Raw genomic sequence first — 15,252 nt, 5'->3', positions numbered from 1 at the left:
AGTCCCATGAGCTATCTCAGCATCGAGAACGTCGGCATCAGCTTCACCCGCTCGGGCCGGACCAACGAGGTCCTGCGCGACGTCAGCGTGAAGATCGACAAGGGCGAGTTCGTCTCGCTGATCGGGCATTCGGGCTGCGGCAAGTCGACGGTGCTCAACATCGTGGCCGGCCTGCTCAAGGCCTCCACCGGCGGGGTGCTGCTCGAGGGCAAGGAGGTGAACAGTCCCGGGCCCGACCGCGCCGTGGTGTTCCAGAACCACTCGCTCCTGCCCTGGCTCACCGTGCGCGAGAACGTGGCGCTCGCCGTCGACAAGGTCTTCAAGGGCAAGAAGTCGAGGGCCGAGCGCAATGCCTGGATCGACCACAACCTGTCGCTGGTGAACATGACCCACGCCGCCGACCGGCGCCCGAGCGAGATCTCGGGCGGCATGAAGCAGCGCGTGGGCATCGCGCGGGCCCTGGCGATGGAGCCGAAAGTGCTGCTCCTCGACGAGCCCTTCGGGGCGCTGGACGCCCTCACCCGCGCCCATCTCCAGGACTCGCTCATGGACATCCATGCCCGGCTGAAGAACGCCGTGATCATGATCACCCACGACGTCGACGAGGCGGTGCTCCTCTCCGACCGCATCGTGATGATGACCAACGGCCCCTCCGCGACCGTCGGCGAGATCCTGCGGGTCGACCTCGAGCGCCCGCGCCGCCGCCTCGATCTCGTGGAGGACGCCACCTACACCCACGCCCGCGCCGAGGTGCTCGAATTCCTCTACGCGCGCCACGCCAAGCCCGCCATCGCGGCCTGAGGGACGGGTCTCGGACGATGCGGGAACGGCTGGTGGTGATCGGCAACGGCATGGCGTCGTTGCGCTTCCTGGAACGCCTCACCGAGCGGGCGCCGGGCCTGTACGACGTCACCGTCGTCGGGGCCGAGCCGCAGGCGGCCTATAACCGCGTGCTGCTCTCGTCCCTGCTCGGCGGCGAAGTCGACGAGGGCGCCTGCGCCTTCCGCGGCCTCGACTGGTACGCGGATCACGGCATCCGGCTCATCACCGGCGCGCCGGTCACCGAGATCGACCGCGAGAACGGCCTGGTGATGGTGGGGGAGGCCCACGTCCTGCCCTTCGACAAGCTCGTCCTCGCGGTGGGCTCCCTGCCGATCCGCCTGCCCAAGCCCGGCATGGACCTGCCCGGCGTGCTGACCTTCCGCGACCTCGCCGACGTCGCCGCCATCCGCAGGGCGGCGGTGGCGCACGCCCGGGCCATCGTGATCGGCGGCGGCCTCCTCGGCCTGGAGGCCGCCGTCGGCCTTGCCCGGCTCGGCGTCGACACCACGCTCCTGCACGTCATGGACCGGCTGATGGAGCGCCAGCTCGACCACGCCGCCGCCGGGCTGGTGAAGCGGGCCATGGAGGCCCGCGGCGTCAGGGTGCTGCTCAAGGCCGACACCGCGTCGGTCGAGGGCGACGGCCGGGTCGAGCGCCTGGTCCTGGCCGACGGCACGGTCCTGCCGGCGGACCTGGTGGTGATGTCGGTCGGCGTGCGTCCCAACGTGGCGCTGGCCCGGGACGCCGGGATCGAGACCGCGCGCGGCATCACGGTCGACGACCGGATGCAATCCTCCGATGCCCGCATCTACGCGCTCGGCGAGTGCGCGGAGCATCGGGGCCAGGTCTACGGCCTCGTCGAGCCTGCCTACGAGCAGGCCGAGGCCTTGAGCCGCCACCTCGTCGGCGAGGAGGCGAGCTACCTCGGCACCGCCCTCTCCACCAGCCTGAAGGTCTCGGGGCTGCCGGTGTTCTCCGCCGGCCAGATCGAGGCGCCGGAGGGGGCCGAGACCGTGCTGATGTCGGACCCCGGCCTCGGCCTCTACCGCAAGCTCGTCGTCGCCGAAGACCGGCTCATCGGCGCGGTCTTCGTCGGCGACATCGCCGAGCAGGGCTGGTGCAAGGAGCTCATCCGCACCGGTGGCTCCATCGCCGATCACCGCGACGACCTCCTGTTCGGGCGCCCCGCGCCCGTCTCCCAACCCCTCGCAGCGTGAGGAGCCTAGCCATGGCCGACGCATTCAACGCCGAGCAGAAGCGCTATCTGGAAGGCTTCGCCTCCGGCATCAGTGCCGCCCGGCTGACCGGCGGCCTGGCCCTCGGGCCGGGCGCCTCCGCCCCGCCGGCCGAGCCGACCGGCCCCGACGCGATCCACATCAAGGCGCAGGACGCCACGGTGAAGGCCGGCGGCAAGCTCTGCGAGCAGGAGAAGTGGAAGCGCGCCGAGAACCCCTTCGACGGCCACAACCGGCTCATCGCCGAGGCCGCCACGGGCAAGGCGCCCAAGCCCGAGGACAACTTCCGCTGGCGCTATCACGGCCTGTTCTGGGTGGCCCCGGCCCAGAACTCCTACATGTGCCGCCTGCGCATCCCCAACGGCATCCTGCACCACTGGCAGTTCGCCGGCATCGCGGATCTGGCCGATGCGCATGGCGGCGGCTATGCCCACGTCACCACCCGGGCCAACCTGCAGGTCCGCGAGATCACCCCGGAGCACGGCCAGCCCTTCCTCGACGGGCTGATCGATCTCGGCCTCACCGCCCGGGGTGCGGGCGCCGACAACATCCGCAACGTCACCGGCTCGCCGGTGGCCGGCATCGATGCCCAGGAGCTTCTCGACACGCGGCCCCTGGCCAAATCCTGGCACAACCACATCCTCAACGACCGCTCGCTCTTCGGCCTGCCGCGCAAGTTCAACGTCGCCTTCGACGGCGGCGGCGTGATGCCGGTGCTGGAGGAGACCAACGACATCGGCTTCCAGGCGGTCCGCGTCCTCGACGGCGCCGCCGTGGAGCCGGGCGTGTGGATGCGCCTCGTGCTGGGCGGCATCTCCGGCCACCGCGATCTCGCCCGCGACACCGGCGTCGTGCTGAAGCCTGGGGATTGCAACAAGGTCGCCGACGCCATCCTGCGGGTCTTCATCAAGAACGGTGACCGCACCAACCGCAACAAGAGCCGGATGAAGTACGTCCTCGACGCCTGGGGCTTCGACAAGTACCTCGCCGCCGTCGAGGAGGTGCTGGGGACCACGCTCGACCGGGTCGACCCGGCCCACATCGCCCCGCGCGGGCCGATGGACCGCTTCGCCCATGTGGGCGTGCACCGTCAGGTCCAGGAGGGCCTGAACTGGATCGGCGTGATCCTGCCCGTCGGCAAGATGACCACCGACCAGATGCGCGCCCTGGCCAAGATCGCCGCCGAGTGCGGCGACGGCGCCATCCGCATGACCGTCTGGCAGAACTTCCTGTTCTCCGGCGTGCCCGACGCGAAGGTGGCCGAGGTCCAGGCGCGGGTCGCGGCGCTCGGGCTCACCACGGAGGCCTCCAGCATCCGCGCCGGCCTCGTCGCCTGCACGGGCAATCGCGGCTGCAAGTTCGCCGCCTCCGACACCAAGGGCCACGCCCTGGTCATCGCCGACTACATCGAGGCCCATCTGACGGAGCTCGACGTGCCGGTGAACGTCCATCTCACCGGCTGCCATCACTCCTGCGCCCAGCACTACATCGGCGATATCGGGCTGATCGGGGCCAAGGTCGTGGTCTCGGAGGAGGGCGACACCGTCGAGGGCTACGACATCGTCGTCGGCGGCGGCTTCGGCGATTCCCCGAAGATCGGCACCGAGATCTGGAAGGCCGTTAGGGCCGAGGATTGCCCGGCCCGCATCGAGGCCCTGCTGCGCAGCTACCTCGCCCGGCGCACCGGCCCGGACGAGAGCTTCCAGGCCTTCACCGCCCGCACCGGACCCGAATCCCTGCGCAACATCGCCGAAGAGCAACCCGTCCTGAAGGCCGCCGCATGAGCGAGCACGTCACGCCCCCCCTGGTCCTCATCCCCGAGACCGCCCCCTTCGATCCGGACCAGCGCGCCTGGCTCTCGGGTTACTTCGCGGCGCTGCTGGGCCCCGCCGTCGAGGGCGCCACGGCGCTGGCTCCCGGCGACGCGCCGGCCGGCGGCGTGCGGCTCGCCGACAACGACGACGCGCCCTGGCACGATCCCTCGCTGCCTCTGCCCGAGCGCATGGAGATGGCCAAGGAGCGGCCCGAGCCGCAGAAGCTGATGGCCGCCATGGCGCAGCAGGATTGCGGCCAGTGCGGCTACAACTGCGCCGACTACGCCAACGCGATCTTCCTCAAGAACGAGGAGCGCCTGAACCTGTGCCAGCCGGGCGGCAAGGACACGCTCCGGATGCTGAAGAAGCTCGAGGAGGAATTCGGCGCCGCCGGCGGCGGAGCCCCGAAGGCGTCCGAGGATTCCGCGCCCAAGGCCGCCCCCGAACTCGGGCCGCTGGGCTTCTGTCGCGAGAACCCCGTGGAGGCGACCTTCGTCTCCCGCACGCGCCTCAACGCGCCGGGGGGCGAGAAGGAGACTTGGCACATCGAGATCGACCTGACGGACACGCCGATCGACTACGTGGTCGGCGATTCCCTCGGGCTGTTCCCCACCAATGCCCCGGCCCTGGTCGACGCGGTCATCGCCGAGCTCGGCGCACGGCCCGAGCGCAGGATCGGCGGCAAGACCCTGCGCGACCGGCTTCTGACCGATTACGCCCTGGGCGGAGCGCCGGACGGGCTCTACCAGCTCCTCTCCCTCCTCACCGCGGGGGAGGCGCGCCGGAAGGCGCAGGCGCTGGCCGCCGGCGAGGACCCGGACGGCGACGCCGCCCATCTCGACGTGCTCGGCGCGCTGCACAAGTTCCCCGGCGCGCGCCCCGATGCCGAGGTGTTCCTGGAGGCGCTGGACGAGCTGCAGCCGCGGCTCTACTCGATCTCGTCCTCGCCGAAGGCCGATCCGGGCCGGGTCTCGCTCACCGTCGACGCGGTGCGCTACAGCCACCGCTCGCGCCTGCGCCTCGGCGTCGCCTCGACCCATCTCGGCGAGCGGATGCCCGAGGGCATGAAGGTCAAGGTCTACCTGCAGAAGGCGCACGGGTTCGCCCTGCCGGAGGACCTCGCGAAGGACGTCATCATGGTGGGTCCCGGCACCGGCATCGCGCCGTTCCGCGCCTTCCTGCGCGAGCGCGACGCGACGCAGGCGCCGGGCCGGAACTGGCTGTTCTACGGCCACCAGAAACAGGCCTCCGACTTCTTCTACAAGGACGAGCTGAACGCCCTGAAGGACAAGAAGGTGCTCACGCGGCTGTCGCTGGCCTGGTCCCGCGACGGCGCCGAGAAGACCTACGTCCAGGACCGCATGCGGGAGACCGGCGCGGAGCTGTGGACCTGGCTCGAGGGCGGCGCGCATTTCTACGTCTGCGGCGATGCCAAGCGCATGGCCAAGGACGTGGAGCGGGCGATCATCGACGTCGCCGGCACGCACGGGGGCAAGAACCCCGACGAGGCCGTGGCCTACCTGGCCCACCTGAAGAAGACCGGGCGCTACCAGGCCGACGTGTACTAGCGCGCCGCCTCGCCCCTCCCCCCTCTGCGGGGGAGGGTGGCCCGCGCATGCGGGTCGGGAGAGGAGAGCACCGCCCTTTCCGAATTGGTCGCGCGGGCCCCTCTCCCGCCTGCTCCGCAGGCACCCTCTCCCGCAGAGGGGGGAGGGTCGGCGGTCCGCCTCGGCCCGTCTCTTGCCTCCTCCGACAATGCCAAAAGAACCCGCCGAGGATTCCGCCATGACTGCGCACGTCCAGGCACCGGCCGCCCCCGTCAAGACCACCTGTCCCTATTGCGGCGTCGGCTGCGGCGTGCTCGCCACGCCGGACGGGCAGGGGGGTGCGGACATCGCCGGAGACACCGCACATCCGGCCAATTTCGGGCGCCTCTGCTCCAAGGGCTCGGCGCTGGGCGAGACGCTCTCCCTCGACAACCGCCTGCTGCATCCGCAGGTGGACGGCGTGCGCACGAGCTGGGAATCGGCGCTGGGCACCGTGGCGGGGTCCCTGCGCCGGATCGCCGAGCAGCACGGGCCGGACGCGATCGCGTTCTACCTCTCGGGCCAGCTCCTGACCGAGGACTACTACGTCGCCAACAAGCTCGCGAAGGGCTTCCTCGGCACCCCGCACGTCGACACCAATTCGCGCCTGTGCATGTCGAGCGCGGTGGCCGCCCACCGGCGCGCCTTCGGCTCGGACACCGTGCCGGGCTGCTACGAGGACCTCGACGAGGCCGACCTCATCGTCCTCGTCGGCTCGAACACCGCCTGGTGCCACCCCATCCTGTTCCGCCGCATGGTCGACGCGCGGGCGAAACGCGGCACCAAGCTGGTGGTGATCGACCCCCGCCGGACCCAGACGGGCGAGGAGGCCGATCTCTTCCTCGGCCTCAAGCCCGGCACCGACACGGCCCTGTTCTCCGGCCTGCTGGCGCACCTCGCCAGCACCGGTTCGCTCGATTACCGCTTCGTCCTCGACCACACGAGCGGCCTCGACGGCGCCCTGGAGCGGGCGCGCGCCATCGCGCCGACGATCTCCGCCACCGCCGCCGCCACCGGCCTGTCCGAGGCCGAGGTGGCGCGGTTCTTCGAGCTGTTCGCCCGCACGAAGCGCGTCGTCACCGCCTTCTCGCAGGGGGTGAACCAGTCGGCTCAAGGGACCGACAAGGGCAACGCGATCATCAACTGCCACCTCGCCACCGGCCGCATCGGCCTGCCCGGCGCGGGGCCGTTCTCGCTGACCGGCCAGCCCAACGCCATGGGCGGGCGCGAGGTCGGGGGCCTGGCCAACATGCTGGCCGCCCACATGCACTTCACCCCCGAGGAGGTGGACCGGGTCCGCCGCTTCTGGGGCGCGCCCAACATCATCACCGGCGAGGGCATGAAGGCGGTCGCCCTGTTCGAGGCGATCGAGCGCGGCAAGATCAAGGCGCTCTGGGTGATGGGCACCAACCCCATCGTGTCGATGCCGCGCGCCGACCTGATCCGCGAGAGCCTGAAGGGCCTCGACCTCTACGTGGTCTCGGAGGCGGTGGCCGACAGCGACAGCGCCCGGGCGACGGGCAGGAAGACCGTGCTGCTGCCGGCGCTGGCCTGGGGCGAGAAGGACGGCACGGTGACGAATTCCGAGCGCCGGATCTCGCGCCAGCGCAGCTTCCTCAAGGCCCCCGGCGAGGCCCGGGCCGACTGGCAGATCGTCTGCGACGTCGCCAAGCGCCTCGGCCACGCGCAAGCCTTCGCCTATCCGGACCCCGCCGCGATCTTCCGCGAGCACGCCGCCCTCTCGGCCTTCGAGAACAACGGCACCCGCGATTTCGATATCGGGGCCGTCAGCGACATGGCCGATGCGGCCTACGCGGCCACGCCGCCCCTGCAATGGCCCCTGCCGAAGCGCGGCAAGGCCAAGGCGCGGCTCTTCGCCGACGGGCAGTTCTACACCTTCGACAAGCGCGCCCGCTTCGTGGCCGTGCAGGCCCCGGCGCTGGCGCAAGGCGTGAGCGAGGCCTACCCCCTCGTCCTCAACACGGGGCGGGTGCGCGACCACTGGCACACGATGACGCGCACGGGAAAGAGCCAGCGCCTCTCGGCCCACCGCGCCGTGCCCTTCGTGGAGATCCACCCGGACGACGCCGCCCCCCTCGGGCTGAAGGAGGGCGATCTCGCCCGGATCGCGACGCCGCACGGCACCGCGACCCTGGAGGCGATGGTCACCGACGGCGTGCGGCCGGGCAACCTGTTCGCGGCCTTCCACTGGAGCGCCGCCACCGCCTCGGATGCCCGCGTCGGCGCCCTGGTGCGGGGCGTGCCCGATCCGGTCTCCGGCCAGCCCGAATTGAAGGCGACGCCGGCCGGCATCGCCCCGGTGCCCTACCGCAACCGCGGCTTCCTGCTCACCCGCGGCGCGCACACCCTGCCGGAGGGCTGGTGGTGGGCGCGGGCCACGATCTCCGGCGGCTCGGGCCTGCAATTCGCCACGCAGGAGAGTTCCCGCGCCGTGGCGCTGATGATGCGCGGCCTGTTCCAGGGCCACGACCTCGCCGAATATGCCGACCATGCCCGCGGGCGCTACCGCTGCGCCGTCTACGAGGCCGGCCGCCTCGTCGCCTGCCTGGCGCTGGGCCCGGCCGAGGCGCGGCCCGGCTGGGAGGAGGCCAAGGCCCTGTTCGCCGAGGCCGAACCGGAGCCCGCCGCCCGGCGCTCCCTCCTGTCGGGACGCGCCGAGACCGCCTCCGCCGGCCCGACCGTCTGCGCCTGCCACGGCGTCGGCCTCGACGTCATCACGGGCGTCATCGCGGCCGGCGCCGGCACCGTCGAGGCGGTGGGCGCGGCCTGCAAGGCCGGCACGAATTGCGGCTCGTGCATCCCCGAGATCCGCAAGCTGCTGCCCGAGGTGCTTGCGCGCAACGCCGCATAGGCTCATTTTCGGCCCAATCGATCCCCACTTCCGAGCCCCATGAGCACACCCCGTCAGCCCCGTGAAACCCGGCCCGCCGGCACCGAATCGACGCGCGGCTCAGGGCCGGCCGGCCTCGAGCCCCTGGCCGTCCTGCCCGTCTTCGTGCCGCTCCAGGGCAAGCGCGCGGTTCTGGCCGGCTCGAACGGGGGCGCCCCCTGGAAGGTGAAGCTGCTGGCCGCCGCCGGGGCGCAGGTGGACGTCTACGCCCCCGAGCCCAGCGAGGAGCTGCGCGCGGTGCCGGGCGAGATCGTCGCGGGCTCCGTGACCCTACATGAGCGCCAGTGGCAGCCCGAGGACCTGACGGGCGCCGCCTTCTGCATCGGCGCCATGGAGGACGAGGACGATTGCATCGCCTTCGTGACCGCGGCCCGGAAGACCGGCGCCATCGTCAACGCGGTCGACCGGCCGCATCTCTGCGACGTGAAGTTCGGCGCCATCGTCAACCGCTCGCCCATGGTGGTGGGCATCTCGACCGAGGGCGCCGCCCCGGTCTTCGGCCAGACCGTGCGGGCCCGGATCGAGGGCATGCTGCCGCGCGGGTTCAAGGCCTGGATCGGCGCCGCCCGCGACTGGCGCGAGGCGGTCACGAGCCGCTTCCACGGCTTCTCGGACCGCCGCGCCTTCTGGGAGCGCTTCACGGATCGCGCCTTCGCGGAGCCCGACCGGGTGCCGACGGACCAGGATCTCGCCGAGCTGCTGGGGGAGACCGAGGCGGCGCCGAAGGGCGGGGCGGTGACGCTGGTGGGCGCCGGCCCGGGCGACGCCGAGCTCCTCACCCTCAAGGCCCTGCGCGCTCTGCGCAACGCCGACGTGATCCTGTACGACGACCTCGTGGCGCCCGAGATCCTCGACTATGCCCGCCGCGAGGCCCGCACCATGCTGGTGGGCAAGACCGGGCACGGCCCGTCCTGCCGCCAGGACGACATCAACGCGCTGATGGTGCAGCTCGCCAAATCCGGCAAGCAGGTGGTGCGCCTGAAATCCGGCGACCCCCTGGTGTTCGGCCGGGCCGGCGAGGAGATCGAGGCCTGCCGGGCCGCCGGCATCCCGGTCAGCGTGGTTCCGGGCGTCTCGGCCGCGCAGGGGGCGGCCGCCTCGCTCTGCGTCTCGCTGACGAACCGCGACGCGGCGCGCCGCCTGCAATACGTCACCGGCCACGACCGGCGCGGGGCGCTGCCCGAGGACCTGAACTGGGGCGCCCTCGCCGATCCGAGCGTGACCACCGTGGTCTACATGCCCAAGAAGACGCTTCGTGTCCTGCTGGAGCGGGCGGTCGCCGAGGGCCTCGCGCCGACGACCCCGGCGCTGCTCGTCTTCAACGCCACCCGCCCGAACCAGCAGGTGGTCGAGGCCGGCGCCGCCGACCTCGCCGACCGGGTCGAGGCCTCCGGTCACGAGGGACCGGCGCTCCTCATGGTGGGCGAGGCCCTGAGCCGCCTGGGCGCCCGGGAGGCGATCGCCGCCATCGCGCCGGACAAGCTCGCGATCTGAGCGCCGAGGGCGCGCAGGGAGGCGGCTACGGCTGCGCCCCCGCCGTCGCGACCCGGCGCACCCCGGCCCGGGGCTCCAGGTTGCCCGGCTGCTTCAGGTCCCAGACCAGTCCCAGGCGCTCCAGTACCCGCAGGAGCCGCCAGCCCGCATCGGCCTGGCCCGGCTCGGTTCCGAGGCGCGCCGAGTCCGGCCAGGCATGGTGCGTCGCATGCCAGGCCTCGCCGAAGGTCAGCCAGGCCGCGGCCGGCAGATCGTGCCCCTGGACCGATTCGCCGTCGACCACCCAGCCCTGCGGACCGTTGCGGTGGGTCAGATGCACGACGAGCCAGTGCCCCGTCAGCGACACCGCAATGCGGACGGGAATGCCCCAGATCACCCACGGCCATCCGCCCGAGGCGTAGAACAGCACGGCCCAGGGCAGTTGCTGCAGCATCCAGGTGGCCTCCAGCCACCGGAGCACCCGGTCCTGCGCGACCCGCGGTTCCAGCTGGAAGCGGGGCGGATGCGTCAGGACGAGGCGGGCGTGCATCTGCAGGAGGGCGTCGCGCAGCATCGGCAGCCGGTTGGCGTGCAGGTCGTGGCATTCGGCCTGTCGCTGCGCCCAGTCCCGCATGTCGTGAAGGCGGATCATCCCCACCGGCCCGGCCATGCCGACCAGCGTTCCGAGATAGATCAGGAGATACGCGACGGAGGGTCGGGCCGAGAAGCTGCGATGGACGAGCAACCGGTGCATCCCGACCGAATGGCCGGCGCAGAGGGTGACGACCGTGGTGAGCGCGAACAGCGCGACGGCCCCGGGGGTGACGAGGGCGGGCCCGAGGAGCAGGGCCGTGCCGACCATCCCGGTGATCCAGAGCGACTTGGCCGGGGCCCATTCCAGGTGCCCTTCGGCGGCGGAGGTGTCCGCATCGGCGACCATGCGGGCGGTGGAGGTGCAGCGGAACGGTTCAGCCATGGCGAAGCCTGCTTCTGTATTTAGGCAATAAGCTAAACGCCGTTGTATCCGATCTTGTCAATGGTTAGCTCATCGCTTAATTGCTGCGGCCATGCAGCGCGTCTTCGAAGCCCTGTCCTCCTCCGTGCGCCGGAAGATCCTGGCCTATCTCGCCCATACCGAACTCAGCGCGGGGGAGATCGCCGGGCGGTTCTCGATGTCGAAGCCCTCGATCTCGCAGCATCTCTCGGTGCTCGAATCGGCCGGGCTGATCGTGGGCGAGAAGCGCGGGCAGTTCGTGTTCTACCGGCAGGTGGAGGACAGCCTGCTCAACACCCTCAACGGCTTCGTGCAGGAGGCCTGTCCGGTCGGCCGGCCGCTCCGGCGCGAGAGCGCGGCCCTGGCGGAGGACCGGCGCAGGGGCGAGCCGGGCGCGGACGAGCCCGAACCGCGACGGGGCTGAGGCCGCCCGGCGACGGTTTGGTGGCGACGGTTTGGTGGATTGCCCGGCGGCGGCGCCTGTGGTCTTGAGGCCGCCACATCCCTCGACCGCAAGGCCGCCCTCCATGCGTCGCACGCTCCTGCCCCTCCTCGCCTTCGCGATCGGCCTCGTGGGGCTCTGCGTCGCCGCCTTCGTGGTGCTCGCTCCGAAGACCCAGGAGGCCGGGACGAGCAGCGTCGGCGGTCCCTTCAGCCTGACCAACCAGGACGGGCAGCGCGTCACCGAGCGCGACTATGCGGGCCGGACCCACCTCGTGTTCTTCGGCTTCACCCATTGCCCCGACGTCTGCCCGACGACGCTGCAGCAGATCGGCGACGTGCTCCAGGCCCTCGGGCCGAAGGGCCGGGACACCCGCGCGCTGTTCATCGCCATCGACCCCGAGCGCGACACCCCGGCCGCCCTGAAGACCTACCTGGCGAGCTTCGATCCGCGCATCGTCGGCCTGACCGGCTCGCCCGACGAGGTGAACGCGGCCGTGAAGGCTTACCGCGCCTATGTCCGCAAGGTGCCGACCAAGGACGGCGACTACACCATGGAGCACACCGCCCTCGTCTACGTGATGAACGGCCAGAACCGCTTCCTCAATGCCCTGAACCTTGCCCGCCCGCCCGAGGAGGCGGCGGCCGAACTCGGCAAAATGCTCTGAGCGCCGAAATCCTGTAGGCCGTCGGAACGGACACCGGGGGCGGCCGCCGCCCGTCCGCCTGCCCCTGGAGCGACCATGACCGTCCTGTCGGCCTTTCCGATCACGCCCGCGAACGCCGACGGTCAGGTCGACCTCGGCGCCCTGCGCGCCCTGCTGCATCCCCTGGTCGCGGCCGGCGTCGGATCGATCGGCCTGCTGGGCAGCACCGGCACCTATGCGTTCCTCGCGCGCCACCAGCGCCGCCGGGCCGTGGAGGCCGCCGTCGAGGCGGCGGCGGGCCGCGTGCCGGTTCTCGTCGGCGTCGGCGCGCTGCGCACCGACGAGGCGGTGCGGATGGCCCAGGACGCCAGGGGGGCCGGGGCCGGGGCCGGGCTCCTCGCGGCGATGTCCTACACGCCGCTGACCGAGGACGAGGTGTTCGTGCATTGCGAGACGGTGGCGCGGGAATCCGGGCTGCCGCTCTGCCTCTACGACAACCCGGGCACCACCCATTTCCGCTTCACGCCGGCCCTCGTCGGCCGCCTCGCGGAGGTTCCGGGGATCGTCGCGATCAAGAGCCCGGCCCCGGAGCCGGGCGGGGCGGCGGAGCATCTCGGCGCGCTGCGCGCCGTGGTGCCGGCCGGGTTCTCCCTCGGCTACAGCGGCGACTGGAACGCCCTCGAGGCCCTGCTGGCGGGCGGCGAGGCCTGGTACAGCGTCGCCGCCGGGCTGTTTCCGGAACCCGCCCTGGCGATCGTCCGGGCGGTCGACGCCGGCGACGCCGCCGAGGCGCGGCGCCTGAACGCCCGGCTGGAACCGCTCTGGGACCTGTTCCGGACCTATTCGAGCCTGCGCGTGATCTATACCTGCGCCGACCTGCTCGGGCTCTGCCGCGCGGAGCCGCCGCGTCCGATCCTGCCCCTGGACGGGACGGCGCGCCGGAGGGTCGCCGAAACGCTCGCGGCCCTGGAACTGGGTTGATCCGGCTCCGCCGCGCCGCCAGCGACCAGGTCACGCCGTTGTGCATAATAAAAAGGGTGTATTCCCCCAAGGGTTCACATCGCATTGGCAAACCGATTGCGATACACTCGTAGTAGCCAGATCGGAGACCTGCGATGTCCCGAGGTGAAACACAGAGCGGTCCAGACGAGGAAAACGGTCTCGTGCTGTTCGCCCTTTTCCTGATACTCATGATCGGATCGGTCTTCACCGCGATTGCAGCGGCTGCCCGGCAGGTCCGGGCAGCGCTTTCGATCCCAGGGCCCGCAAACCAAGGTTAATACTTAACAATCCTGAATTCCGGGACCGAAGCCTCGATGGAATGCCTTCCTCATCCCGCGCGCAACGCGCCGGTGCGGGAGGTCCGGGCGAGGCCGTGCTCCGTCTTGTTCCAGCGATTGGGCGCGCGGACGAGTTCGAACAGGCCCGACCAGGCGGCGAGGCTCACGAGCAGGAAGTAGAACGGCATCCACGGCACGAAGACGAGCAGGTCGAACCAGCCGCGCCGGACGCAGCCGAGAGCCGCCGGCAGCAGCATGGCGAGCAGCCCGGCCAGGAACAGCGTCACCGAGGTGCCGGTCGGGACATGCGACCAGAACCCGCCGGGCGCCGGTAAGCCAGACCCCACGAACGCGGCGAAGTCGTAGGCGGCACGGCCCATCAGGACCGGATAGGCGAGGGCGGAGATCACCGTTCCGGGCACCAGGGCGACGGCGCAGAGGGTGCCGAGGGGGCCGAGTTGCCGCGCCGTGCGGCGCGGCGCCCGCGAATGGGTGAGGCTGGTCTGCAGGAAGCCCTTCATCCAGCGGGTGCGCTGGTGCAGCCAGGGCAGGAGGGCGCGCGGCGCCTCCTCGAGGGTGTCGCTGCGCAGGTCGCCGACGCGGTAGCCCGCCCGGGCGAGGCGGATGCCGAGATCGGCGTCCTCGGTGACGTTCCAGGCATCCCACCCGTGGAGTTCGCGCAGGATGCGGGTGCGGAAATGCGTCGAGGTGCCCCCCAGCGGGATCGGCACGCGCCAGGAGGCGAGAGCCGGGATCAGGACATCGAACAGGGCGGCGTACTCGATGGCGAAGCAGCGGGTGAGGCGGCCGTCCTCCATGTTGTCGATCACGAGCCGGCCCTGCAGACAGGCCGTCGCGGACGAGGCATGGGCGAAGCGGGTCGCGGCGGCGCGGAGCTGGCCCGGATCGGGCACGTCCTCGGCATCGTAGACCACGAGGCAGGCCCCGCGGGCGAGGGGCAGGGCGGCGTTGAGGGCCCGAGGCTTGGTGCGGGGCAGGCCCGGCGGCACCCGGACGATCTCGAACCGGGCCGGAAGGCGCGCCGCCGCGAGGGCGGCCGCGGTCTCGCGGTCGTCGGCCTCGATCACCAGCTTGATGTCGAGCTTGGCCGCCGGGTAGTCGAGGCGCGCCAGGGCCGCCACGAGGCGCGGCACCACCCTGGCCTCGCGGTGGAGCGCCACCAGCACGGTGTAGACCGGCAGGGCGGTGTCCGGCAGCGGCGCTTCGGAGGGCGGTTCGGCCTCGACGCTGACGGCGGCGATGCGGACCGTCACCATGACGAGGAAGCCGAGCTGCACCAGGGTCCAGGCGGCGATCAGGACGGGGCCGGGGATGAACCCCGCGGCGAGGCCGGCGATTCCCAGCACGAGGCCGACGATGGCGAGCCGCGGCGCCTGGCTGCCGGCCCCCAGGGCCCAGTCGGGCCGGTGGCGCTGCAGCGTATCGGCGGCATAGGCGGCGATGCCGGCCGGGTTGGCCGAAAACACCGCCGCCTGCAGGGCGCGCGGGGTGGTGATGGCCGAGCGCGTGCCCGTCCGCAGCAGGGCGGCGATGGCCGCCCCGCGCGGCGCGCGGACCGTGGCCGGTCCGGAGGACGCCAGGGATCGCGGCGCCATCAGGGGCGCGAGGCCGGCCACGAGACTGTCGGGAAAGCGGGTGGCGTCGCCGAGCGGGAGGTCGCCCGCCAGGAACACGGTTCCGAGGGCGGCCGCGAGGGCGCGGTAATAGGCCTCCTCAGTGATCAGGTCGGCGTGGATCAGCGCCGTGGCCGCGTCGGTGCCACAGGCGCGGGCCAGGGCGGCGGCCCGGGCCAGGCGGTCGGCGTCGAAGCCCTGATGCGCGAGGAATCCGATTTCGGGCGGCAGCGGGGCGGCCCGCCCGCCGGAAGCGCTGAAACCGAGGAGCGACACCGCGCGCGGCCTCCCGACGGCCCGCGGATGTGCTAGGGGAGGGCCGTGAGCCAGTCCGATTCCACGCGCAACCCGCGCGCCACGCCTGCAACTTCTGCGTTCGGACGCCGAAAGGCAAGCCGGTTCCGGCGCCGGGTCT

General features: G+C 71.8%; 11 protein-coding genes. 9 read left to right on the top strand and 2 right to left on the bottom strand.

Annotated features, from left to right (window positions below):
• Nucleotides 1-6: 6 nt before the first annotated feature.
• From AC3WLN_RS04285 to cysG, 6 genes are all read left to right on the top strand, one after another.
• Nucleotides 7-801, top strand: a complete 795-nt coding sequence (locus tag AC3WLN_RS04285; protein WP_463777510.1) for an ABC transporter ATP-binding protein — start codon at nt 7-9, stop codon at nt 799-801.
• Nucleotides 802-818: 17 nt separating this feature from the next.
• Nucleotides 819-2,039, top strand: a complete 1,221-nt coding sequence (locus AC3WLN_RS04280) for an NAD(P)/FAD-dependent oxidoreductase (RefSeq protein WP_492479784.1) — start codon at nt 819-821, stop codon at nt 2,037-2,039.
• 11 nt (nt 2,040-2,050) lie between these two features.
• Complete coding sequence (locus AC3WLN_RS04275; protein WP_492479782.1) at nt 2,051-3,841, top strand: NirA family protein; 1,791 nt, start codon at nt 2,051-2,053, stop codon at nt 3,839-3,841.
• A complete protein-coding gene (locus AC3WLN_RS04270; RefSeq protein ID WP_492479780.1) occupies nt 3,838-5,439 on the top strand; it encodes a sulfite reductase subunit alpha in 1,602 nt (533 codons plus the stop codon). The genes AC3WLN_RS04275 and AC3WLN_RS04270 overlap by 4 nt, the downstream gene beginning before the upstream one ends.
• Before the next feature lie 217 nt (nt 5,440-5,656).
• The gene (locus AC3WLN_RS04265; protein ID WP_492479778.1) at nt 5,657-8,329 is read left to right on the top strand and encodes a nitrate reductase; all 2,673 of its coding nucleotides are present in this window, start codon (nt 5,657-5,659) and stop codon (nt 8,327-8,329) included.
• Nucleotides 8,330-8,368: 39 nt separating this feature from the next.
• Entirely contained in the window at nt 8,369-9,862 is a 1,494-nt protein-coding gene (gene cysG / locus AC3WLN_RS04260; protein ID WP_492479776.1) for a siroheme synthase CysG, read from the top strand.
• Between the two features lie 25 nt (nt 9,863-9,887).
• On the opposite strand, the gene AC3WLN_RS04255 is transcribed toward cysG, so the two are convergent.
• Entirely contained in the window at nt 9,888-10,817 is a 930-nt protein-coding gene (locus AC3WLN_RS04255) for a fatty acid desaturase (RefSeq protein ID WP_492479774.1), read from the bottom strand.
• Between the two features lie 91 nt (nt 10,818-10,908).
• Between AC3WLN_RS04255 and AC3WLN_RS04250 the strand changes: the two genes are divergently transcribed.
• The 3 genes from AC3WLN_RS04250 (at nt 10,909) to AC3WLN_RS04240 (ending at nt 12,904) form a co-directional block, all read left to right on the top strand.
• The gene (locus AC3WLN_RS04250) at nt 10,909-11,259 is read left to right on the top strand and encodes a metalloregulator ArsR/SmtB family transcription factor (RefSeq protein ID WP_492479772.1); all 351 of its coding nucleotides are present in this window, start codon (nt 10,909-10,911) and stop codon (nt 11,257-11,259) included.
• A gap of 103 nt (nt 11,260-11,362) precedes the next feature.
• A complete protein-coding gene (locus tag AC3WLN_RS04245; RefSeq protein WP_492479770.1) occupies nt 11,363-11,944 on the top strand; it encodes an SCO family protein in 582 nt (193 codons plus the stop codon).
• A gap of 75 nt (nt 11,945-12,019) precedes the next feature.
• The gene (locus AC3WLN_RS04240; protein WP_492479768.1) at nt 12,020-12,904 is read left to right on the top strand and encodes a dihydrodipicolinate synthase family protein; all 885 of its coding nucleotides are present in this window, start codon (nt 12,020-12,022) and stop codon (nt 12,902-12,904) included.
• A 349-nt stretch (nt 12,905-13,253) separates the two neighbouring features.
• Here AC3WLN_RS04240 and AC3WLN_RS04235 read toward each other — a convergent pair whose 3' ends face one another.
• Nucleotides 13,254-15,113: a glycosyltransferase gene (locus tag AC3WLN_RS04235; protein WP_492479766.1), complete on the bottom strand. Its 1,860-nt coding sequence runs from the start codon at nt 15,111-15,113 to the stop codon at nt 13,254-13,256.
• Nucleotides 15,114-15,252 lie beyond the last annotated feature (139 nt).

The sequence above is a fragment of the Methylobacterium sp. FW306-05-D genome (assembly GCF_058782155.1).
This window is presented reverse-complemented; position numbering and strand designations above follow the sequence as displayed.

Excerpts from the sequence above, each read along its gene's own strand:
- AC3WLN_RS04270 (WP_492479780.1), top strand. The coding sequence starts at position 3,838 with ATGAGCGAGCACGTCACGCCCCCCCTGGTCCTCATCCCCGAGACCGCC.
- AC3WLN_RS04275 (WP_492479782.1), top strand. The coding sequence starts at position 2,051 with ATGGCCGACGCATTCAACGCCGAGCAGAAGCGCTATCTGGAAGGCTTC.
- AC3WLN_RS04240 (WP_492479768.1), top strand. The coding sequence starts at position 12,020 with ATGACCGTCCTGTCGGCCTTTCCGATCACGCCCGCGAACGCCGACGGT.
- AC3WLN_RS04285 (WP_463777510.1), top strand. The coding sequence starts at position 7 with ATGAGCTATCTCAGCATCGAGAACGTCGGCATCAGCTTCACCCGCTCG.
- cysG (WP_492479776.1), top strand. The coding sequence starts at position 8,369 with ATGAGCACACCCCGTCAGCCCCGTGAAACCCGGCCCGCCGGCACCGAA.
- AC3WLN_RS04265 (WP_492479778.1), top strand. The coding sequence starts at position 5,657 with ATGACTGCGCACGTCCAGGCACCGGCCGCCCCCGTCAAGACCACCTGT.
- AC3WLN_RS04245 (WP_492479770.1), top strand. The coding sequence starts at position 11,363 with ATGCGTCGCACGCTCCTGCCCCTCCTCGCCTTCGCGATCGGCCTCGTG.
- AC3WLN_RS04280 (WP_492479784.1), top strand. The coding sequence starts at position 819 with ATGCGGGAACGGCTGGTGGTGATCGGCAACGGCATGGCGTCGTTGCGC.
- AC3WLN_RS04255 (WP_492479774.1), bottom strand. The coding sequence starts at position 10,817 with ATGGCTGAACCGTTCCGCTGCACCTCCACCGCCCGCATGGTCGCCGAT.
- AC3WLN_RS04250 (WP_492479772.1), top strand. The coding sequence starts at position 10,909 with ATGCAGCGCGTCTTCGAAGCCCTGTCCTCCTCCGTGCGCCGGAAGATC.